Source organism: Sphaerisporangium rufum (genome assembly GCF_016863395.1).
GTDB lineage: Bacteria > Actinomycetota > Actinomycetes > Streptosporangiales > Streptosporangiaceae > Sphaerisporangium > Sphaerisporangium rufum.
In genome coordinates this window covers 41,017-60,900 of sequence record NZ_BOOU01000069.1, presented here as the reverse complement: position 1 = coordinate 60,900, position 19,884 = coordinate 41,017, and the positions used below count along the sequence as shown (strand labels likewise).

Annotated in this window: 20 protein-coding genes; 7 read left to right on the top strand and 13 right to left on the bottom strand. The window is 73.1% G+C overall.

All coding sequences use genetic code 11. The annotated features are described in order from the left end of the window. Nucleotides 1-100: 100 nt before the first annotated feature. On the bottom strand, nucleotides 101-592 hold the full coding sequence (locus Sru01_RS25860) for a hypothetical protein (protein WP_203990602.1): 492 nt from the start codon (nucleotides 590-592) through the stop codon (nucleotides 101-103). Between the two features lie 189 nt (nucleotides 593-781). On the opposite strand from Sru01_RS25860, the gene Sru01_RS25855 reads away from it, so the two are divergent. Both Sru01_RS25855 and Sru01_RS25850 read left to right on the top strand, forming a co-directional pair. Then, nucleotides 782-2,104: a magnesium transporter MgtE N-terminal domain-containing protein gene (locus tag Sru01_RS25855; protein ID WP_445009386.1), complete on the top strand. Its 1,323-nt coding sequence runs from the start codon at nucleotides 782-784 to the stop codon at nucleotides 2,102-2,104. Between the two features lie 7 nt (nucleotides 2,105-2,111). After that, complete coding sequence (locus Sru01_RS25850; RefSeq protein WP_203990600.1) at nucleotides 2,112-2,618, top strand: DUF1003 domain-containing protein; 507 nt, start codon at nucleotides 2,112-2,114, stop codon at nucleotides 2,616-2,618. Nucleotides 2,619-2,745: 127 nt separating this feature from the next. Here the strand turns inward: Sru01_RS25850 and Sru01_RS25845 are convergent, their stop codons facing one another. Next, nucleotides 2,746-3,750, bottom strand: coding sequence for a hypothetical protein (locus Sru01_RS25845; protein ID WP_203990598.1), 1,005 nt, complete (start codon nucleotides 3,748-3,750; stop codon nucleotides 2,746-2,748). Next, complete coding sequence (locus Sru01_RS25840; RefSeq protein WP_203990596.1) at nucleotides 3,747-4,292, bottom strand: RNA polymerase sigma factor; 546 nt, start codon at nucleotides 4,290-4,292, stop codon at nucleotides 3,747-3,749. Before Sru01_RS25840 ends, Sru01_RS25845 begins: the two co-directional genes overlap by 4 nt. Nucleotides 4,293-4,717: 425 nt before the next feature. On the opposite strand from Sru01_RS25840, the gene Sru01_RS25835 reads away from it, so the two are divergent. Continuing rightward, nucleotides 4,718-5,857, top strand: coding sequence for an Mrp/NBP35 family ATP-binding protein (locus Sru01_RS25835; RefSeq protein WP_203990593.1), 1,140 nt, complete (start codon nucleotides 4,718-4,720; stop codon nucleotides 5,855-5,857). A gap of 229 nt (nucleotides 5,858-6,086) precedes the next feature. Here Sru01_RS25835 and Sru01_RS25830 read toward each other — a convergent pair whose 3' ends face one another. From Sru01_RS25830 to sigE, 4 genes are all read right to left on the bottom strand, one after another. Then, the gene (locus Sru01_RS25830) at nucleotides 6,087-6,461 is read right to left on the bottom strand and encodes a sec-independent translocase (RefSeq protein ID WP_203990590.1); all 375 of its coding nucleotides are present in this window, start codon (nucleotides 6,459-6,461) and stop codon (nucleotides 6,087-6,089) included. Between the two features lie 108 nt (nucleotides 6,462-6,569). Then, a complete protein-coding gene (locus Sru01_RS25825) occupies nucleotides 6,570-8,192 on the bottom strand; it encodes a S1C family serine protease (RefSeq protein ID WP_203990587.1) in 1,623 nt (540 codons plus the stop codon). A gap of 169 nt (nucleotides 8,193-8,361) precedes the next feature. Then, nucleotides 8,362-8,898 (bottom strand): anti-sigma factor family protein, encoded by a 537-nt coding sequence (locus tag Sru01_RS25820; RefSeq protein WP_203990584.1) that lies wholly within the window; start codon nucleotides 8,896-8,898, stop codon nucleotides 8,362-8,364. Beyond that, nucleotides 8,895-9,554 (bottom strand): RNA polymerase sigma factor SigE, encoded by a 660-nt coding sequence (sigE, locus tag Sru01_RS25815; RefSeq protein WP_203990581.1) that lies wholly within the window; start codon nucleotides 9,552-9,554, stop codon nucleotides 8,895-8,897. The genes Sru01_RS25820 and sigE overlap by 4 nt, the downstream gene beginning before the upstream one ends. A 187-nt stretch (nucleotides 9,555-9,741) precedes the next feature. Here sigE and Sru01_RS25810 point away from each other — a divergent pair, with 187 nt between their 5' ends. Further along, on the top strand, nucleotides 9,742-10,392 hold the full coding sequence (locus Sru01_RS25810; RefSeq protein ID WP_203990577.1) for an O-methyltransferase: 651 nt from the start codon (nucleotides 9,742-9,744) through the stop codon (nucleotides 10,390-10,392). A gap of 103 nt (nucleotides 10,393-10,495) precedes the next feature. Here the strand turns inward: Sru01_RS25810 and Sru01_RS25805 are convergent, their stop codons facing one another. Together Sru01_RS25805 and Sru01_RS25800 are read right to left on the bottom strand one after the other, a co-directional pair. Beyond that, nucleotides 10,496-11,959 (bottom strand): leucyl aminopeptidase, encoded by a 1,464-nt coding sequence (locus Sru01_RS25805; RefSeq protein ID WP_203990574.1) that lies wholly within the window; start codon nucleotides 11,957-11,959, stop codon nucleotides 10,496-10,498. A 109-nt stretch (nucleotides 11,960-12,068) separates the two neighbouring features. Then, nucleotides 12,069-12,236, bottom strand: coding sequence for a DUF3117 domain-containing protein (locus Sru01_RS25800; protein WP_114033903.1), 168 nt, complete (start codon nucleotides 12,234-12,236; stop codon nucleotides 12,069-12,071). Nucleotides 12,237-12,416: 180 nt separating this feature from the next. Between Sru01_RS25800 and Sru01_RS25795 the strand changes: the two genes are divergently transcribed. Together Sru01_RS25795 and Sru01_RS25790 are read left to right on the top strand one after the other, a co-directional pair. After that, nucleotides 12,417-13,205 (top strand): PaaX family transcriptional regulator, encoded by a 789-nt coding sequence (locus Sru01_RS25795; RefSeq protein WP_203990572.1) that lies wholly within the window; start codon nucleotides 12,417-12,419, stop codon nucleotides 13,203-13,205. Continuing rightward, the gene (locus Sru01_RS25790; RefSeq protein WP_203990569.1) at nucleotides 13,205-14,023 is read left to right on the top strand and encodes an enoyl-CoA hydratase-related protein; all 819 of its coding nucleotides are present in this window, start codon (nucleotides 13,205-13,207) and stop codon (nucleotides 14,021-14,023) included. Before Sru01_RS25795 ends, Sru01_RS25790 begins: the two co-directional genes overlap by 1 nt. A gap of 1,720 nt (nucleotides 14,024-15,743) precedes the next feature. Here Sru01_RS25790 and Sru01_RS25785 read toward each other — a convergent pair. The 4 genes from Sru01_RS25785 to Sru01_RS25770 form a co-directional block, all read right to left on the bottom strand. Next, entirely contained in the window at nucleotides 15,744-16,280 is a 537-nt protein-coding gene (locus Sru01_RS25785) for a histidine phosphatase family protein (RefSeq protein WP_203990567.1), read from the bottom strand. Between the two features lie 179 nt (nucleotides 16,281-16,459). Continuing rightward, nucleotides 16,460-17,458, bottom strand: coding sequence for a HEAT repeat domain-containing protein (locus tag Sru01_RS25780; RefSeq protein WP_203990565.1), 999 nt, complete (start codon nucleotides 17,456-17,458; stop codon nucleotides 16,460-16,462). 15 nt (nucleotides 17,459-17,473) lie between these two features. Further along, nucleotides 17,474-18,154, bottom strand: a complete 681-nt coding sequence (locus tag Sru01_RS25775) for a HEAT repeat domain-containing protein (RefSeq protein ID WP_373869546.1) — start codon at nucleotides 18,152-18,154, stop codon at nucleotides 17,474-17,476. Between the two features lie 115 nt (nucleotides 18,155-18,269). Then, the gene (locus Sru01_RS25770) at nucleotides 18,270-18,887 is read right to left on the bottom strand and encodes a TetR/AcrR family transcriptional regulator (protein ID WP_203990563.1); all 618 of its coding nucleotides are present in this window, start codon (nucleotides 18,885-18,887) and stop codon (nucleotides 18,270-18,272) included. 70 nt (nucleotides 18,888-18,957) lie between these two features. Here Sru01_RS25770 and Sru01_RS25765 point away from each other — a divergent pair, with 70 nt between their 5' ends. Next, on the top strand, nucleotides 18,958-19,878 hold the full coding sequence (locus Sru01_RS25765) for an alpha/beta fold hydrolase (RefSeq protein WP_203990561.1): 921 nt from the start codon (nucleotides 18,958-18,960) through the stop codon (nucleotides 19,876-19,878). Nucleotides 19,879-19,884 lie beyond the last annotated feature (6 nt).

The following is a 19,884-nucleotide window of genomic DNA, read 5'->3' as shown; positions in this document are numbered from 1 at the left end:
GGTACTTAGTGTGCGGCATACTGGTCATGCCGCACCCTTGGGAGTGTGGAAGTGAGGCCGGGCCTACCGATGGAATCGGGCGTCCGGCCTTCGCGCTTTATCAGTCGATCAGCTCGATCTTGTCAGCCGGCATCTCGAAGCAGGCCGCCTCGCCATCGAGCCACGATGTCGTCGCGCCGACGACGATATCGGCCGCCCACAGCAACGGGTCGGTCTCCGGAGATCGCCAACAGACCGCCAGTTCCCGAGAGACCTGCCCGGAACGCCGAAGACCGGTCAAGAAGCCCCTGTCGTGTGGATCCTCGACCGTGCGGCTCTCCACCATCACCTCGCCCACGGCACGTCCCTCCAATTCAGTCAGCAACCGTCCAAGGCAGGCGCGCCTTGCCCGCTCGTAACGCACCTCCTTGCCATGCAGGCACACAGTCACCACGCACCTCAACGGCAGGTCGCACAAAGCTCTGGCAATGACGAGGCGCCGCCGCCCGGACTCCAGACGCCAATGTACGGAAGAGGACTTCCCGAAACGGAGATCCTCCAGAGCACCGCGAATCGCATCGAGATCAGCCCTGTCGACGATCACAGCGGCCATGGCGTAAACGCGGGCATCGTCAGGGCGCCGACGAAGGCTCTCATCGATGCAGGCGACAAGCACTGAGTAAATAAATCGTCACTCTTAGTTATAGAGAGCTGTCGTCCTCGCCCTCTACGGCATCGAGCCGCCGGGCGACACGTGGGGGCGGGGGTGGGGTGGGGGGCGGGGGTCTCGTACGCTGCGGTGGTGAGGATCTTCGTCGCCCGGCTGGCCGGCACCGCGGTGTTCGACCCGGTGGGAGACCAGATCGGCCGGGTCAGGGACGTCGTGGTGGCCCTGCGGCCGAACGACCCGCCGCGGGTGCACGGCCTGGTGGTCGAGGTGCAGCCGCGGCGCCGGGTGTTCCTGCCCATCACCCGGGTGACCAGCATCGAGGCCGACGCCGTCATCTTCACCGGCAGCATCAACCTGCGGCGCTTCGAGAAGCACGCCACCGAGACGCTGGCCCTCGGCGAGCTGCTCGACCTGACCGTGGAGCTCGACGGGCAGCGGGTCACCGTCCTCGACCTGGCCATGGAGCAGGGCCGGACCGCCGAGTGGCTGGTCACCAAGGTGGCGGTGCTGCGCGGCGGCACCGGTCGCGGGCTGCGCCGCCGGCGCGGCGAGACCGTCGTGGTGGACTGGGCGGAGGTCACCGGATTCGGCGTCGTGCAGCGCGACCAGGGGGCCGCCAGCCTGCTCGCCGCGTTCGAGGAGACCCGGCCGGCCGACCTGGCGAACGTGCTGCGGCACCTGCCCGGCAAGCGGCAGGCCGAGGTGGCGTCCGCGCTGGAGGACGAGCGGCTGGCCGACGTGCTGGAGGAGCTGCCCGAACGCGACCAGATCGGCATCCTCGGCCGGCTGGACGCCGAGCGGGCCGCCGACGTGCTCGCCGCCATGGATCCCGACGACGCCGCCGACCTGCTGCAGGACCTGCCCACCGCCGAGGCCGAGGCGCTGCTGGCCCGGATGGAGCCGCGGGAGGCGGCGCCGGTGCGGCGCCTGCTCACCTACGCGGAGAACACGGCGGGCGGCATGATGACCAGCCGGCCGGTGGTGCTGCCGCCGCACGCGACGGTCGCCGAGGCGCTGGCCGAGATCCGCCGCAAGGATGTCACCCCGGCGGTGGCCGCACAGGTGTACGTGGCCCGGCCGCCGGTCGACACGCCCACCGGACGGTATCTGGGGGTGGCCCACTTCCAGCGGCTGCTGCGCGAGCCGCCGTCCTCGCTGGTCGGCGGGGCGATCGACGCCACCGTGGACCCGATCCGGCCCGACCTGCCGCTGCCGGAGGTCACCTCCTTCCTGGCGACCTACAACCTGGTGGCCGCGCCGGTGGTCGACGAGCTGGGCCGGCTGGTCGGCGCGGTGACCGTGGACGACGTGCTGGACCACCTGCTGCCGAGCGACTGGCGGGAGCGGGACGAGCGGCCGGCGGGGCCCGAGGTCCCGGACCCGGACTCGCCCGGGTACGATCCGTCCGGCGCCGGCCCGACGTCGGACGGCGGGCCGGACGGGGGCGAGGGGTGATGGGGCGATGGTGAACCGGCTGGACCAGCCGCGCGAGCTGCGCCGCACGATCCGGCCGCACTACGACCCCGAGGCGTTCGGCCGGATGTCGGAGCGGATCGCCCGGTTCCTCGGCACCGCCCGCTTCCTGGTCTACCTGACGGTGTTCATCGTCGTCTGGGTGTCGTGGAACATGCTGGTGCCGCGCCACCTGGCCTTCGACCCGTATCCGTTCATCTTCCTGACCTTGATGCTGTCGGTGCAGGCCTCCTACGCGGCGCCGCTGATCCTGCTCGCGCAGAACCGGCAGGCCGACCGGGACCGGGTGCAGACCGAGCAGGACCGGCTGCGCGCCGAGCGCGACCAGGCGGAGATCGAGTACCTGACCCGGGAGATCGCCGGGCTGCGGCTGGCACTCGGCGAGCTGGCCACCCGCGACTACATCCGCGACGAGCTAGAGCACCTGGCCGCCGAGTTCCGCGCCGCCCCCGGCGGCACCCGCCCGGCCCGGCCCGGCCCGGACGACCGCCGCTGAACCCGTCGCCAGGCTTCGCCCGGAACCTCCGTGGCACCACCGGGCCCGGCCGCGTCCTTGACCGGGACGTCCCGCCTCGCCTGGGCCGAAGTCCCGCCCCCCGCCGGGACTTCGGCCCAGGATCGGGTCACTCCTTGATGATCGCGTCGCGCGGGCCGGCGTAGACGGGGTTGCGGTCGTAGCGCTCCTTGGTGACCAGCAACTGGACCACGCCGTTCGACGGACGGTCCTCGTTCGCCTCCCAGACGATCCAGTCGTCGCCGACCGGCTTCTTCCGCACGCCGAGGACTCCGTAGCCACCCGGGTTTCCCTGAGCGATGGCCATGAGGACGAACTCCACCCTCAACCCGCGTCTGCGCAGCTCGGGCAGCACCTCGCCCACGGTCTTCTCATCCACCCGGAACCCGGCCAGGGAACCCCCCTTTACGGTGGCGACGTGCGTGGCCACCTTGTCGAGTTCGGGCGGCAGGGACGGCGGCATCGTTCTGATCATGTTGTTCGTACTGGGGATCAGGACACACGGTGACACCGGCCCCCTCATCAGGATGGTGCTGGTCGAGTTGTCGCTGATGGTCCACACGAACGTCTCGCCGGGCCGGAACAGCTTTGTGTCGATTCGCATCCGCCACCCGTTTCCGTGCTCCTCTCCCGGAATGTTCTCCGGCACCGAGTAGAGCCCGGCAGGGATGTCCGCCACGTGCTCGCCGCGCGGTTCCCTGCACCACCGGCCGGGCGGGGCGTAGTCGACGATGGCCGGGACGTCCAGGTCCCGTAGTTGCCGGCGCAGCCCGCCGGGGTCGGTGAAGTCGCGAATCGTGACGTAGACGACGCCGTCCGCGTCCTTGCTGACGGCGTAGGAGGGGGTGGCGCCGGACAGCAGGCCGGGGCCGGCCACGATCCCGGTGGCGATCGCCGCCGCGGCGGCGGCGCCCAGCGCGAACCGCCGGACGGGGTAGCGGCGGGCCGGCCGGGGCCGGGCAGCGGCATCGGACGGTTCCCGGGCCGGGTCCTCGGCGAGGATGGTCGCCAGCAGGCTCCGCGCGCCGGCGCCGGACGCTCCGGCGGGCGGGGTGCCCGGGGTGACCCGGGCGAGCGGCCGCAGCGCGGCGTCGAGCCGGTCGATGTCCTTCACAGTGACCTCTCGGTGGGGACGAGTCGGGATTCGGTGGTGGGGACGCCCGCGGTGGCGAGCGCGCGGGCCAGGCGCCGCCGGGCGCGGTGCAGGCGGACCCGGACGGCGTTGCGGGAGACGCCGAGCACCCGGGCCACCTCGGCGCGGTCCAGGCCCTCCCAGGCCACCAGGGCCAGCAGCTCGCGGTCGTCGCCGGGCAGGGCGCGGAACGCCTCGGCGATCGCGCCCAGCTCGACGCCGCCGTCCGGGCGGGCGGCGTACAGGTCGGCCATCTCGGCGTCCAGCTCGGTGTCGCGGGCCCGGCGGCGGGCCTCGCCGCGCCGGTGGTTGGCCAGCACGTTGCGGGCCACCCCGTACAGCCACAGCAGGGCCTCCGGGCCGGGCGGCAGGTCGTCCAGCCGCCGCCAGGCGATGGTGAAGGTCTCGGCGACCACGTCGGCGGCGTCCTGCGGGCTGTCGCACCGGCGCGCGGCGTAGGCGGTGATCAGGCCGTAGGTCTCGCGGTAGACCGCCTCGAACCTGGCGGGCCGGGGGTCAGCCACGGGCGGGTCCAATGGTCGTCTCCTCTGGTCGACGGAAGTAAGCACACTCCTCCTATGTGCCGAGCAGTCGCACCATTTCAGGAGAATGACCGACGAGCTGAATAAAGGACCGGCGCTGCGAAAAGGACCGGCGAGCCGCCACAAAGTGCCCGCGAACCGGAGACCACCGGATCCCGCCCGATCGCCCGGGCGCCGCCGCGTGGCCCGATCGCCGGGGTGCCGCCGCGTGGCCCGGTCGACCGGGGAACGGGAACGGGCTCGCGCGGTCGACCGGGAACGGGCTCGCGGACCGGAGCGGCGACCGGGCGACGGAGCCGATCGACACGGTCCCGGTCCCGGCGGCCGGATCCGGCCGCGGGACGATCTCGGGCGGCGCGCCCGGGGCGGGATTCGTCGGAACGGCGCCAGGTTCATACCATGGATCCATGGCACCAACCCCAGATCAGGTGACGGCCGCCCTGGCAACGGTCAACGACCCGGAGATCCGCCGGCCGATCACCGACCTTGACATGGTCAAGAGCGTCGATATCTCCCCCGATGGGGTGGTGCGGGTCGGCGTCTACCTGACCGTCGCCGGCTGCCCGATGCGTGACACCATCACCCGGGACGTCACCGCCGCGGTCTCCGGAGTCGAGGGCGTCACCGGCGTGCAGGTCGAGCTGGACGTGATGAGCGCCGAGCAGCGGCAGACCCTGCAGACCAAGCTGCGCGGCAACCGCGGCCCGGAGAAGGAGATCCCGTTCGCCAAGCCCGGCTCGCTGACCCGCGTCTTCGCGGTGGCCAGCGGCAAGGGCGGCGTCGGAAAGTCCTCGGTGACGGTGAACCTGGCCGCCGCGATGGCCGCCTCCGGCCTGAAGGTCGGCGTGGTGGACGCCGACATCTACGGCCACTCGGTGCCGCGCATGCTCGGCGTGAACGAGCGCCCCACCAAGGTCGAAGACATGATCATGCCGCCGGTGGCCTACGACATGAAGGTCATCTCGGTCGGCATGTTCAAGCCGCCGGGCAACACCCCGGTGGTGTGGCGCGGGCCGATGCTCGACCGGGCGCTGCACCAGTTCCTCGCGGACGTCTACTGGGGCGACCTGGACGTGCTGTTCATGGACCTGCCGCCCGGCACCGGCGACATCGCGATCTCCGTCGCCCAGCGGATGCCGAGCGCGGAGATCCTGGTGGTCACCACGCCGCAGCAGGCCGCCGCCGAGGTGGCCGAGCGGGCCGGGTCCATCGCCACCCAGACCCACCAGCAGATCGCCGGCGTCATCGAGAACATGGCGTGGCTGCCCTGCCCGCACTGCGACGAGCGCATCGCGGTGTTCGGCGAGGGCGGCGGCCAGGCGGTCGCCGACGGGCTGACCCGCACGCTGGGCAGCCGGGTGCCGCTGCTCGGCCAGGTGCCGATCGACCTCGGGCTGCGCGAGGGCGGCGACAGCGGCAAGCCGCTGGTGCTGTCGGAGCCCGAGTCCCCGGCCGCGGCCGAGCTGCGGCGCATCGCCACCGGGCTGGCCAGGAAGAGCGGCAGCATCAAGGGCATGCAGCTCGGCCTGTCCCCGGCCGGCCGCTGACCGCGCTCCCGGCCCATCTCCTCCGACAACGACATGGTCGTCGCAACCCCTCAAGATCGAGGTGTTGCGACGACCATGTGAACCCAAGCGGCCGGGCGGGCCCTTCGCGTCGTTCGCGGCGTGATGTGCGGCGGCCGGGCGTCCCGGCCGGTAAATCTGTGCGGCGGCGCACCTGCCGGACGCGCGGCGAGGCTACCGGCGCCGCGGGCGGGCGAGCCACCGCGCCGGGTCAGGTCGCTTCGGAGTCGTACGGCGGGATCTCGCCGTAGCCGAGCTCGCCGCCCCGGTCGGCGTAGGCCGGCTCGGCGTAGTCGGGGGTGTAGGCGGCCGCCGGATCGGCGGCCGGGCGGTTCCAGTCGTCCTCAAGGTCCTGGATCAGGTGCTTGCGGACGAAGTTCTTCGGGTGCAGGTCCCGCGGGTCGAAGTCCGCGAACTCCGGGCCGAGGTTGTCGCGCAGGTCGTTGCGGGCGTTGTCCGCCATCCGGCGCACCTGGCGCAGCGCCCGGCCGGCCTGGGCGGCGGCCTGCGGGAGCTTCTCCGGGCCGAGCACCAGCAGGCCGATGACCACGAGCGCCAGGACCTCTCCCAGGCCGAGTCCGAACACGCTGATCTCCTACCTTCGACGGCGGCCGCGACCGCGGGACGGCGAAAGCCCCGCACCGGCCGTCTTCAGACTAAGCCACGACCGGGCGGGGCACCACGCGGCGGCCGATCAGGACGGCTGCGGGGTCGGCACCGGCGCCGCCTCGACGGTGACGGTGGCGGTGCGCTCCTTGCCGTCCCTGGTGTATTTGATGTTCACCTTGTCGCCGGGCGCCTTGCTGCGGATGGTGACGATCAGCTCGGACGGCTGGCTCATCGGCGTGCCGTCCACCTCCAGGATCACGTCACCGGCCTTGAGCCCCGCCCGGGCGGCCGGACCGTCGGGGGTGACCGCCTCGCCCAGGCCCGGCTGGCCGCTGGTGGCGATCCGGACGCCCTCTCCGGTGTAGGAGGTGTCGAGCTGGACGCCGATCCGCGACTTCTTGGCCGTGCCGGTGGTGATGAGCTCCTCGGCGATCCGGCGCACGTGGTTGGCCGGGATGGAGAAGCCCAGGCCGATGCTGCCGCTCTGCGAACCGCCGATCGAGGAGCTGCCGAGGGTGGCGATGGCGGAGTTGACCCCGATGACCTCACCCGCGGCGTTGACCAGCGGCCCGCCGGAGTTGCCCGGGTTGATCGCCGCGTCGGTCTGGATGGCGTTGATGAACGACGACTCCGAGCCGCTCTCGCCGCCCGCGGTGACCGGGCGGTTCAGCGAGCTGACGATGCCGGTGGTCACCGTGCCGGACAGGCCGAGCGGCGAGCCGATGGCGATCACCGGGTCGCCGACCACCACCTTGTCGGAGTCGCCCAGCGCGATCTCCGGGGCCCCGAAGGTGTTGTCCGGCTTGACCACCGCGATGTCGGAGCTGGGATCCCGTCCGACGATCTTGGCCGGCGAGGTCTTCTTGTTGTTGAAGGAGATCTTGATGTTGCCGGTCTGCACTCCGGCGGCCACCACATGGTTGTTGGTGACCACGTAACCGCCCTTGATCACGAACCCGGAGCCGGTGCCCGCCTCGCTGTTGCCGCGCACGTCCAGCGACACCACGCTCGGCAGCACCCTGGCCGCGATGCCGGCCACCGAGTCGGGCGCCCGGTTGACGACCGTGCCGCTCGGCTTCCCGATCGTGTAGGCGGGGTCGACGCCGGAGTCGGCCGACCGGGTGAGCAGGAAGGTGCCGGCGCTGCCCGCCACCGAGGCCACCAGCGCGATCAGCAGGGCCAGCGCGACCAGCACGCCGGTCTTCGGCAGGCCCGCCCGCCGCGGCTCCGGACCGCCGGACGGCGGCGGCGCCCAGCCGGGCCCCATGCCGTAGGCGTTGCGCGGCGGCGGCGGGCCGTAGGAACCCCCAGGGCCGCCAGGGCCGCCAGGGCCGCCCGGACCGTTCGGGCCGGCCTGGCCGGGCGGCGGCGGGAGCGGCCCGCCGGACGGGTTGCCCCACCCTCCGTACCCCGGGGAGGGGTAGGCGTCGGTGCGCTCGGCGGCGAAGGGGATCGGCCCGGTGTTCTCGTACTGGTCACGCCGCTCGCCCGCCCCGTAGGGACCGGCGCCCGCGTAGGGGTTCGGCCCGGTGAAGGCGTCGGGACCGGAGACCGGGGCGTCACCCGGCCCACGGTCGCCGGCCGGCCGGAACTCCGGACGCACCCGCATGCCGCCGGTGCCCGAACCGTCATCCGGCGAGCCGTCCCAGGACCGCTGGGACGGCGGGGCCGCCTCCCCCGCATCGAAGGCACGCTTCTCGTCGGTCATCGAAGGCTCACTCCCGGGACCAAAGTCAAGTTCGCTTACCCCAGATTGTCGCGCGGCGACCATACGAAACCCGTAAGGCCCGGCGACACCCGGCGGCGTGGCTTCGATCGTATGCGCCGTCCCGGCCTCTCCGGTACGGTGTGCCGGGCGCGGACGCCCGGCACACCGGTCAGGGCCGCTGCTGGACGCCGCCCTGGCGGGCCGGCGTGACCGTGCCCGCCGGAGTGGTGGCCCGGTGCTGGTTGGCGAACATCTCCACCGGCGGCCGCTGGTTCTGGCTCTCGGTGCCGCCCACCATGAACAGCGTGCCGAGGGCGACGGCGGCCGACGCGACGCCGACCGCGACGTACCCGCCGCGCCGGCCCCGGCCCGGCCGGCCCGCCCGGCCGGGGCCGGCGAAACCGGCGCCCCGGCGCGGCCGGTTGTCGGCCGGCGCGCTGGTCAGCGAGTAGGAGACATCGGGAAAGGGACGGACGCGCGGCGGGATCGGCCCGCCGGGCTCGGACATCCGCAGCAGGGACATCGTGAGGTCCGCCGGCATGACCGGCGCCTCCAGTGATCGAAGGCGGCTCTTGAGCGCCCGCATCGCGTCGAGTTCGACGCGGCAGTCCGCGCAGAACGTCAGATGCGCCAGCGCACGCTCGCGCTCGGCGTGGCCGAGCTCGCCGTCAATGAGCGCGGACGCGCGCTCGCCGAGATGGCTCATGCTCCCTCCCTGGTCACGGTCGGGGGGAGTCCGTCACGACGGGGTGCCCGGTGCTCGAGCGCCTCCCGCAACTGGCTACGACCGCGGTGGATACGGCTGCGTACGGTGCCCAGCTTCACGCCGAGCGTCGCCGCGATCTCCTCATAGGACAGGCCTTCGATGTCGCACAGCACCACCGCGGCGCGGAACTCCGGGTGCAGCGAGTCGAGGGCCGCCTGGATGTCCGGCTCCAGCTGCGCGTCGTCGAACACCTGGGCCGGCGAGGGCTCGCGGCCGCGCAGCCGCTCCCCGGCGTCGTCGCCGAGCCCCTCGAACCGGATGCGCTGCCTGCGCCGCGCCATGTCCAGGAAAAGGTTCGTGGTGATGCGGTGCAGCCAGCCCTCGAAAGTGCCGGGCGTGTAGCTGGACAGGGACCGGAACACCCGGACGAAGACCTCCTGGGTGAGATCTTCGGCGTCGTGCACGTTGCCGGTCAGCCGGTATGCCAGCCGGTAGACGCGCGCCGAATGGGTGCGGACGACCTCCTCCCACGTCGGAGGAGTCCAGCCCTCCCCGGGCAACCGGGGCTCTCCCCCGGCGAACGCACTGTCAGGAGTATCGGCCTGGTGGCGATCTTCCACCAGCACTCCTCTCTCCGGGACCACCGCTACAGCCATAGTGCCTGCTTTCGTCCCCTCCTGCGTACCCGCGAACCGATCAGGCTGGACCGTGTCCGGGAACTCCCTCGTACAAAGGTCGTTCAAAGGGTGCAACGTGCAGGATGTGGCGTGAGTTCCCGTACGGCTCTCACTCCCCTAGGCTGCGACCAAAACGTGCGTACGGCGAAGGCTGGAGGAGAGGCCGATGGCCCCGACGCCGAGTACTCCGGTGGAGGCCACCCTGGCCTACGCGGAGGGCTTCCATACCGAGGACGACGTGCAGCGGGCCGCCCGCCGGCGCGGCGTCGACGTGGGGGCCGTCCCCGTGCTGCCCGGCGCCGGTGCGGCGCTGTGCTTCCTGGCGACGGCCATCAACGCCCGCGCCGTGGTCGAGATCGGCACCGGCTGCGGGGTGTCCGGCCTGTGGCTGCTGCGCGGCATGCGGCCGGACGGCACGCTGACCAGCATCGACCGCGAGCCCGAGCACCAGCGGCTGGCCCGCCAGGCGTTCGCCGAGGCCGGGTTCTCCGGCAGCCGGGTCCGGCTGATCGGCGGGCGCGCCCTGGACGTGCTGCCTCGGCTGGCCGACGGCGGCTACGACCTGGTGTTCTGCGACGCGGACAAGGCCAAGTACGGCGACTATCTGGGCGAGGCGGTGCGCCTGCTACGGCCCGGCGGCATCGTGGCGTTCGACAACGCGCTGTGGCACGACCGGGTGGCCGACCCGGCGCAGCGCGACCCGGACACCGTGGCGATCCGCGAGCTGGGCAAGCTGGTCCGCGAGGACGAGCGGCTGCGGTCGGTGATGATCCCGCTGGGCGACGGCCTGCTGGCCGCCATCAAGCTGCCCACCTGACCCCGGGGGGCCACGCCCGGCCCTGCCGGCCGGAGCCGAGGTGACCGCGGCGGCGGCGCCGGGAACCGCGTCCAGGCGCCGCTCAGCCCTGCACGGCGGAGCCCTAGGCGGTGGAGTCCGGGGCTGCGTCTGGAGCGGTGGGGGCGAGCCAGCGCAGCAGCAGGCGGGTGCCGTAGCCGGTGGCACCCTTGGTGAAGACGCCCTCGTCGGCGGTGCTGCGCGCCACCCCCGCGATGTCCAGGTGCGCCCAGCGGCGCCCGCCGGCGAACTCGCGCAGGAACAGCGCGGCGGTGATCGCCCCGCCGCCGAACCGGTTCTCCCCGTCGATGTTGCACAGGTCGGCCACCGGCGAGTCCAGCGCGGGCCGGTAGTCCTCGACGATCGGCATCCGCCACAGCCGGTCGCCGGCCGCCGACCCCGCCTCGGTCAGCTCCCGGGCCAGCTCGTCGCTCGGCGAGAACACCGCGCCGACGTCCTTGCCGAGCGCGACGGTGATGGCGCCGGTCAGGGTGGCCACGTCCACCACGGTGTCGGGGTCCAGCCGCTCGTCCGCGTACGCCAGCGCGTCGGCCAGCACCAGCCGGCCCTCGGCGTCGGTGTTCAGCACCTCGACCGTGCGCCCGCCGTAGTGGGTGATCACGTCGCCCGGGCGCTGCGCCGAGCCGGACGGCATGTTCTCCGCCGCGGCCACCAGCCCGGTCACCCTGGTGCGGACGCCCAGGTCGCGCAACGCGCCCAGCACCGCGATCACCACGGCGCCGCCCGCCATGTCGGTCTTCATGAACTTCATGCCGTCGGTCGGCTTGAGCGACAGGCCGCCGCTGTCGAAGGTGATGCCCTTGCCCACCAGCACCACGTGCGTGCCGTCCGGGTCGTCGGGGCGATAGGACAGCTCGATCAGCCGGGGCGGGCTGGCCGACCCCTGGCCGACCGCCAGGATGCCGCCGAACCCGCCGGCGGCCAGCTCCGCCTGGTCGAAGATCTTCGCGGTCAGGCCGGACCGTTCGGCGATCTCCACCGCCCGGTCCGCCAGCCAGGCCGGGGTCTTCACCGAGGCCGGCGTGTTGGCCAGGTCGCGCGCGGTGGCGGTGGCCCGGGCCACCACCTCGGCGCGCGCCACCGCGTCCCGGGCCGCCGCCGGGCCCGCCAGCCGGATCTCGGCGACCGCGGCGCCGCGCGCCTGGCCGATCCGCATCGTGTAGCAGGCCAGCAGCGCCCCCTCGGCCAGCGCCGCCCACCCCGCGTCCGCCGCGTCCGCGGGCAGGGCGATCTCCAGCGACCGGCGGCCCTTGGCCCGGCGGGCCAGCGCGGCACCCGCGGCGCGCAGCGCCCCCGGCGAGCCGTCCCCCGTGCCGTACAGCAGCACCCGACGCACCTCGCCGCCCGCACTCACCGGCGCCTCGACGATCTCACCGGCCTGCCCCTTGGCCTCGTGATGGGCCAGCAGCGCCGGTACCGGGACCGGCAGCTCCACCTCGGCGGTCAGATCATCGCCGAACGGCACGGCGCGCATTTCGGCGTCACCTGCCGGGGATTCGGTGAATCGCAGCGTGGACTCGATCGGCATCTCGCGGGCCCTCCCCGGGCTTGGATGTGCGACAGCCCCGGCGCGGGGGCGCGGCCCGGCCGCCGGGGCCGTCAAGTCGCCTGTGTCAGTGGTGGATCTCAGGGGTATGTCAGCCGACGACGTTCTTCAGAGCGTCGCCGAGGGCTCGGGCCTCGTCTGGTGAGAGTTCGACGACGAGCCGCCCGCCACCCTCCAGAGGGACCCGCATGACAATGCCCCGTCCTTCCTTGGTGACCTCCAGCGGACCGTCGCCGGTCCGCGGCTTCATCGCCGCCATGCGTGTATCCCTTCCTGCCTCGGCCTGCGCGATGCCGAAGCGCGCCTGTCCGCGCTCGACCGCCCGCCGCTTTCACGTCTTCTGTGACGTCCTATTATCCCGCCTCCCGAGCGCACATGGGTAACGATCTCCTCCCAGAATGCGTTGTCCGGGACCCTTGCGCCGACCAAACTGGCCTATGTGAACGCCCGTTCCGCGCTTTTCGATCTCTACGGAGACCACCTGAGAATTCGTTCCGGACATGCCTCCGTAGCAGCCCTGGTACGGCTGCTGGCGCCGCTGGACATCGCCGCCCCGGCCGTCCGCACGGCGATCTCCCGGATGGTCCGGCAGGACTGGCTGCGGCCGGTCCGCCTCCCGCAGGGCCCGGGGTACGCGCTCACCCCCAAGTGCCTGCGCCGGCTGGACGAGACCGCCGTTCGCGTCTACCGCGGCGGCGGCGCCTCCTGGTCCGGGCGATGGCACGTGCTGGTCGTGCCGCCGGTGCGCGACCGGCCCCGCCGCGAGCGGCTCCGGGCCGACCTGGCGTTCCTCGGCTACGCGCCGCTGGCCGAGACCACCTGGATCGGGCCCCGCCCCTCGCCGGAACTCCCCGCGCTGCTGGACGACCTGGAGCTGGCCGCCGACCGCTTCGAGGCCACCCTGGACGGCGACCCGCGCGAGCTGGTCGGCCGGGCCTGGGACCTGGACGGCATCGCCCGCGCCTACGAGGAATGGATGGAACAGGCCGTCGACCTGGTCGGCGCGCTGGACGACGACGCCCCCGACGACCGGATCTTCGCGGCACGCAGCAGACTGGTCCACGGATGGCGCAACTTCCTGTTCCGCGATCCGGGCCTGCCGGCCGAGCTCCTCCCGGCGGCCTGGCCGGGCGAGAAGGCCCGCGCCTACTTCGAACAAGAGGCCGCCCGGCTGCTGCCGGCGGCCGCCGCCTTCGTCACCCGCAACCTGGACAAAGGAGTCCACTGATGGATCAGTCTCCCGACCGCCCGGCCACCGACGTGCACGGCCACGAGCACGTGCGGTACGACCTGACCGGCGGAGTCGCGACGATCACGCTGGACCGCCCGGAGGCGATGAACGCGCTCACCGTGCCGATGAAGGCCGCGCTGCTGGAGGCGCTGGAGCGCGCCCGCGACGACGCCGGCGCCCGGGCGGTGCTGATCACCGGGGCCGGCCGGGCGTTCTGCGTCGGGCAGGACCTGCGGGAGCACGCCGAGAACCTCGACGCCGGCACCGGCCTCAACGACACCGTCCGCGGCCACTACAACCCGATCATCATGGCGGTGACCGGCATGGGCAAGCCGGTGGTGGCCGCCGTCAACGGCATCGCGGCCGGCGCCGGCGCCTCGCTGGCCTTCGCCTGCGACTTCCGGGTGGCCGCCGAGAACGCCCGGTTCACCATGGCCTTCACCGCCATCGGCCTCGCCCCCGACTCCGGCGCCTCCTGGACGCTCCCCCGGCTGGTCGGCCCGGCCAAGGCCCGCGAGCTGCTCCTCCTCGGCACCCCGGTGGACGCCGCCGAGGCCCTGCGCCTCGGCCTGGTCACCTCGGTCGCCCCCGACGCCCTGGCCGCCGCCCGCGAGCTGGCCGCCCGCCTGGCCGCCGGCCCCACCGTGGCTTACGGCGCCGTCAAGCAGGCCCTGGACTTCGCCGCCGCGCACTCTCTGGAGGAATCCCTGGAGGTCGAGGCCGACCTGCAGGACACCTGCGCCAAGACCGAAGACCACCACGCCGCCACCCGCTCCTTCCTCGCCAAGCAGACCCCTACCTTCCGCGGGTTGTGATTCGGCGCGCGCTCCGCGTGCGGGTGCGGGAGGGACCGGCTGCGGGTGAACGGGGTGCTGGTCGCGCGAGGGGGCGACGTGGCCGGGTGACCTTCTGCCCCACCGGGTGGATGGGCGGTGGGGTAACGGCCCGGGAGAGACCGGCGCCGGGTGAACGGCTCGCTGATCCCGCTTCCAGGGCGCCGGGGTCGGATGATCCGGTCAATCAGCCGGCAGGCCGTGCCGGCGGACCTGCGCCGCCTGTGCCGGATCTTCGCGGGCGAGGAGTTCGAGGAAGAACAGGGATGCGAGTTCCTCGCCATGTCGACTCGGGCACGCAGGTCCGCCATCCGCCCGTGCTGGAACAGGAGCGTACTCAGCATGGCGCCCGCTCTTTCGTCGCCGACGTCAGCCCGTGCACGCAACATCGCCACCGCCTCCGTCACCTGCCCTTGATCGGCCAGCAGTGACGCCACCTTCAGGACGGCCCACTCGTCGCCCGCGTCGGCCCGCGCCCGGAGTTCCGCCACTTCTCCCTGCCTGGCCAGCAGCGTCGCCAGCCGCGAGGCCGCCTCCTCGTCACCGGCGTCCGCCCGCACCCGCAGCGTCGCCAGCGCCTCCTCCGGGCGCTCCCGCACGACCGCCAGATCGGCCAGCCGGGCGGCGGCCCGCCCATCACCGGCGTCGGCGCGTACCCGCAACCGCGCCAACGGGTCCATCACCTGCTCCTGACCGGCGGCCAATTCGGCCATCAGGTGGGCAGCCCGTTCATCGCCCGCGTCCGCCCGCACCCGCAGCACCGCCGACGCCTCCGCCACCCGCCCCTGCTCAGTGAGCCACTCGGCGAGTCGAGATGCGGCCCACCTGTCCCCCGCCTCGGCCCGTGACCGTAACTCCTCCTCCCGGCCCTCACCGGCCAGCAACTCGGCCAGCCTGGCGGCGGCCTCCTCGTCACCGGCGTCCGCCGGCACCCGCAGCAGGGCCAGCGCCTCCGCCATGCGCTCGCGCCCGGCCAGCAGATCCGCCAGCCGGACGGCGGCCTGCTCCGCGCCACCGTCGGCGGCCCGGCGGAGCAGGGGTTCGGCGTAGCGGTACAGCAGCCGGTTCGTCGCGGCGGTGCCGGCGCGGAGCTGATCGCCGGGGTCGGCGAGGTGGTCGCAGAGGGCCTGCCAGCAGGTGCCCGGCACCTTCGCCGGGTGGCGGCGGGCTCCGGCGTGCCCCTGGAGGTCGTCGGCGACCTGGTAGCCCGCCTCCCGGCCCATCTCGGTGGCGACGAGGGCGGCGGAGGCGGTGGCGGAGGCGAGGGCGGCCTCGAACCAGTCGGCGGGGGCCGCGGCCCACCGGGCGGGCGGGCAGTAGCCGGGCGCCGCCGCGCGCAGCAGTTCGGCGCTCAGCGGGGCGCGGACGCCCAGCCGGGTGGCGTCGATCGCGGCGGCCAGCACCGCATCGGTGTACGGGCCGGCTCCAGGCAGGATGCCGGCGTCCGCACGGTCAGCGTCGTGACCTGGCCCTTCGGCGGGATGCGGGGAACCGGTCGAGGGCTGGACGGGCATCGAAGGACTCCTGTGGCATATCCGACGGGCAGCTGATGGTCCAGTGCAGATGACGCTCATCCCCGACTCGCGGCGGCGCCATCTCCCCTTGATCAGCCTGCCGCACTCCGGCGATGAGTGCGAGAAACCAAGATCCCGTCTCCCTGATCGGCGTCCGCCGCCCACCGGGCACCGAGGTGGCTTCACCGTCAGGGGAGGCGGTACTCCCAGCCTTCGCGCCAGGCGAAATCGGCGTCCACCAGGTCTTCCAGCGGGACGCCGTCCAGGATGTGGTCGAACGCCCAGCGGGTGGCAACGTGCCCGATCACCAGGATCCGGGTGTCGTTCCAGCGCAGCGGCAGGTCGTCGAGGAAGCGGCCGACCCGGTGCACCGCCTGCCGCCAGCTCTCCCCGCCCGGGTAGGGCCGGTCGAGGTGCTCGGAGCGGCTGCGGTGCAACTGGGCGGCGGGCATGCCGTTGCGGTCGCCGTAGTCGCACTCGCGGAGCCGCCAGTCGTGCAGGACCGGAACGCCGGACCCGGCGAACGCCAGCGCGGCGGTCTCGGCCGCCCGGGCCAGGTCGGAGGTGAACACGGCGGTCAGGCCGTCCGCCCGGCGTCGCTCGCCCAGTTCCGCGGCCAGCCGCCGGCCCCGCTCGGACAGGCGTCCGGGCAGCCATCCGGTGGCGATCCCGCGATCGTTGTCCTCGCTCAAGGAATGCGTCTCATAAACGATCTCTGTCGGCATATCGCGACGCTAACCTCAGATGGGCACGGATCTTCGTGTTCTTCTCCCTGCGCGTAAAGATCAGTACCGGACGGACCGCGCGGCGGCATGGCTCCGGACGCTGAGCCACACGTCCATCCCGCCCCGCCTCCGGGACGTCATGTCGCCGAGCGGCGGTGGCGCCCCCGGGAACGGCCCGCTCACCGGGTGGCGCGGAGCTTGAGGAGGTAGGTCGCGGTGAGGGCGACGGCGCGGTCGGCGTCCTGGGACAGGGCGGTCAGGGCACGGGTCACCGTGGCCCCGGGGATGTCGGCGAGCGCCTGGGTCAGCCGGCCACGAGCGGGCGGATCATCTGAGACCTGGGTGAGGCGGTCGACCAGTCCGGTGGCGATCCGGTCCGCCAGGGCGGGATCGGCCGCCAGCGCGCCCAGCGCGTCGGCCGCGTCGACGTCGTTCACCCCCTGGACGATCATGTCGATGAGCGTGGGAACCGCGTCGGCCACGCCACGCGCCCCGAGGGCCAGCGCCGCATGGCCGCGGACCCCGTGGTCGGCGTGCGTGAGGGCGTCGCGGAGCAGCGCGGTCGCCTCGTCGCCCGGGAGCTTGGCGATGGACTCGACGGCGCGCCGCCGCACGGCGGGCGCCGGCGAGCCGAGCCCTTCCGCCAGCAGGGCCGGCCCGCCATCACCCGACCGCGCCAGCGCCCAGCGGAGGGCGCCGGCGACGTTCGGGTTCGGCTCGCTCAACACCGCCTCGACCAGCACCTCCACCGGCACCTCGCCGGCCGCGGACAGGGCCGCGCGCTGGCGTCCGGCGGCGCTCTCCGAGCCCAGGGCCTGCAGCAGCGCGACGATCCGCAGGACCTCCTCCCAGCCGGCGGGTTCGGCGGCACCGATCCGGCGCAGCCGGGTGAGCAGTTCCACCTCGCCCGCGATGCGCTCCCGCGTCTGGCGGATCAGGTCGTCCACCAGCGCCGCGGGCGCGAAGCCGGGATCGTCCAGCGCCCGGCCCACCTCGCGCAGCGACAGCCCGAGGGACCGCAGGCTCTCGATGTGGAAGATCCGCTGGATGTCCTCGCCGGAGTACTCCCGGTAGCCGCTGCCGGTACGATCCGCCGGCCGTACCAGGCCGAGCGACTCGTAGTGCCGGAGCATGCGGGCGCTCACCCCGGACCGTCGTGCCACCTCGCCGATCAGCACCGCCTGGCGTCCCTCCTAGCCGTTCGTACCCAAGGCTACGATGCGCTTGGCCTCCTCGATCGCGTACTCGAACCCGGCGTCGGGGTCGAGGAGCAGCCCTTCGGTGGCGATGGCGTGCCGGCGCACCCGGGGCTCGGGATCCGTCTTGGCGGTTTGCAGGACCGGCGTGATCGCCTCGCCGAGCGCGACCAGCGCCCGGCTGAGGCTCAGCTGGGCCTCGCGCCCGCCGCGGCCGAGCTGCGTCACCAGGACCGCGGCCAGCCCGGACTCCTCCCCTTCGGGTACCAGGACGACGGCGGCGCGCCAGGCGGCCCGGGCCACCTCGTCGTCGGCGTCGGTCAGCAGCTCCCGGGTGATCGCCGGCCACGCCTGCCGGTCACCGACCTTGGACAGGGTGTGCAGCGCCTGGCTGCGTGCCTGCGCGCGCGGCGAGCGGAGCTCCCCGATCAGCTGCGGGACCGTCATCGCCGACGAGTGGCGGGTGAGTGCCCAGGTGAGCATGTCGCGCACGAGGAACTCCGGCTCGATCGCGCATCGCTCGATGAGCTTGTCGACGAACCGCGGATCCGGGTTCGTGCCGACCGCCAGCGCCGCCCGCAGCCGCACCGACTGATCTTCGTTCTCCAGCGCCCGGAGGGCGCGCATCGTGTTCGGGTCCTCGTCCGGCATGGCCATGGAGACCACCTCCTCGACCACAGTGAAGGGCTTATCACCGTGTCAAGGTCAAGCCGGACCACGCCACTAGGCGGCCCGGGGCCGCTGCCGCGTCACCACGCCCGCGCCCGTACGCCGTGCCACCCGGTGAACCGGGTCAGCGCCGGGAGGCGTCGGGCACGGCGAGGCGGGCGAGGTGATGGCGCAGGATGTGCAGGGCCTGGTCGGCGGTGCGCTGGCCCAGCAGGACGCTGGTGCCTAGACCCGCCGACATGGCGAGCAGGCCGGCCGCCTCGATCTCCGGGTCGAGATTGGCGGCGGCCTCTCCGGTGTCTCGGGCCTCGCACAACCGGTCGGCGACGAAGGCCTGCATCCGGTCGGGGGCGTCCAGGAAGGGCTGGGCGGCCAGCGCCGGGTCGGTCACCGACAGGACCGCGTATGCCGTGTAGACAAGGTGGAAGATCCGGCTCTCCTCGTCCGCGGGAACCGCCTCGGTGAGGACGGCCTCGACGGCGCGAAGACCGCCCGCGCCCGGCCCGGCCGCGCCCACCCGTGCCCGGACCCGCTCGGCCAGCCGGTGCGCCAGGTGCTGTAGCGCGAACAGCAGCAGCTTCTCCTTGGACTCGAAGTAGTACTGCACGACGGCCACCGCGAAACCCGCCTCCGCCGCGACCGACCGCATGGTGACGGCATGCAGCCCTTTGCTCCCGGCGATGCGCAGGAGCGCCTCGGCGATCTGCGCGCGCCGCTCGCCGTGGTCGGCCAGCTTCGGCATGGGACCACCCTCTCACCCAGCCATCCGATTTTGGTAGTACGATGGTACTACCAAAATCGAGGAGGACGCGATGACCAGGACCGCTGTCGGCCGCTTCGTCAGCGAAGAGGCGAGAACCCGGTTCCTCCAGGCTTACGAGGAGGCCATGGGCATGTGGCCCATGCCCCGGGAGGAGTACGACGTCGAGACCCGCTTCGGCGTCGTGCACGTCCATCGCACCGGAGCCGAGCGAGGAGAGCCCATCGTGCTGCTGCACGGACACGGCGCGAACTCCTCCAACTGGTTCCCGCAGGTCGAGGCGTTCGGCGAGCGCCACCCCGTCTACGCCATCGACACCATCGACGACCCCGGTCGCAGCGTCCAGCACACCGTGGCCAAGGACTCCCAGGACAATGCCGCCTGGGTGAACGAGGTGCTCGCCGGGCTCGGCCTGGAACGCGTGCACCTGGTCGGCGTGTCCTACGGTGGCTGGCTGACGCTCAACCAGGCCGTGTACGGCGCCGAACGCCTGGCCTCGGTCACCCTGCTCGACCCCGGCGGCCTGCAGAAGGTCCCGCCCCGCTTCCTGGCCGCCACGCTCGGCGGCCTGGTCGCGATGCTCTTCCCGCGCCGGTTCCGGCCCTGGTTCGCGCGAGTGCTGGCCAACCACGCGCTGATCGCCCCGGCCCGGCTGATGGCCCCGATCATGCTGAGCACGCGGACGTTCCGCCCGTCCTCCCGCCCGGGGGCCAGGCCGTTCACCGATGAGGAGTTGCGCTCGATCCGCCTGCCCGCGCTCGTCCTGATCTCCGGGCGCAGCATCCTGGTCACCCCGCGCAAGGCGCTAAGGCACGCGAGCACCTTCATCTCGGGGGCCCGCGCCGAGATCCTGCCGGGCATCGGCCACGGGCTTCCGCTGGAGGCGCCGGAAGCGGTCAACGCCCGCGTGCTGCGGTTCATCGACGATGAAGCAGGTGCCGATTCGGCCGGTAACGACGCTGCCGGCCGGTGACATCGG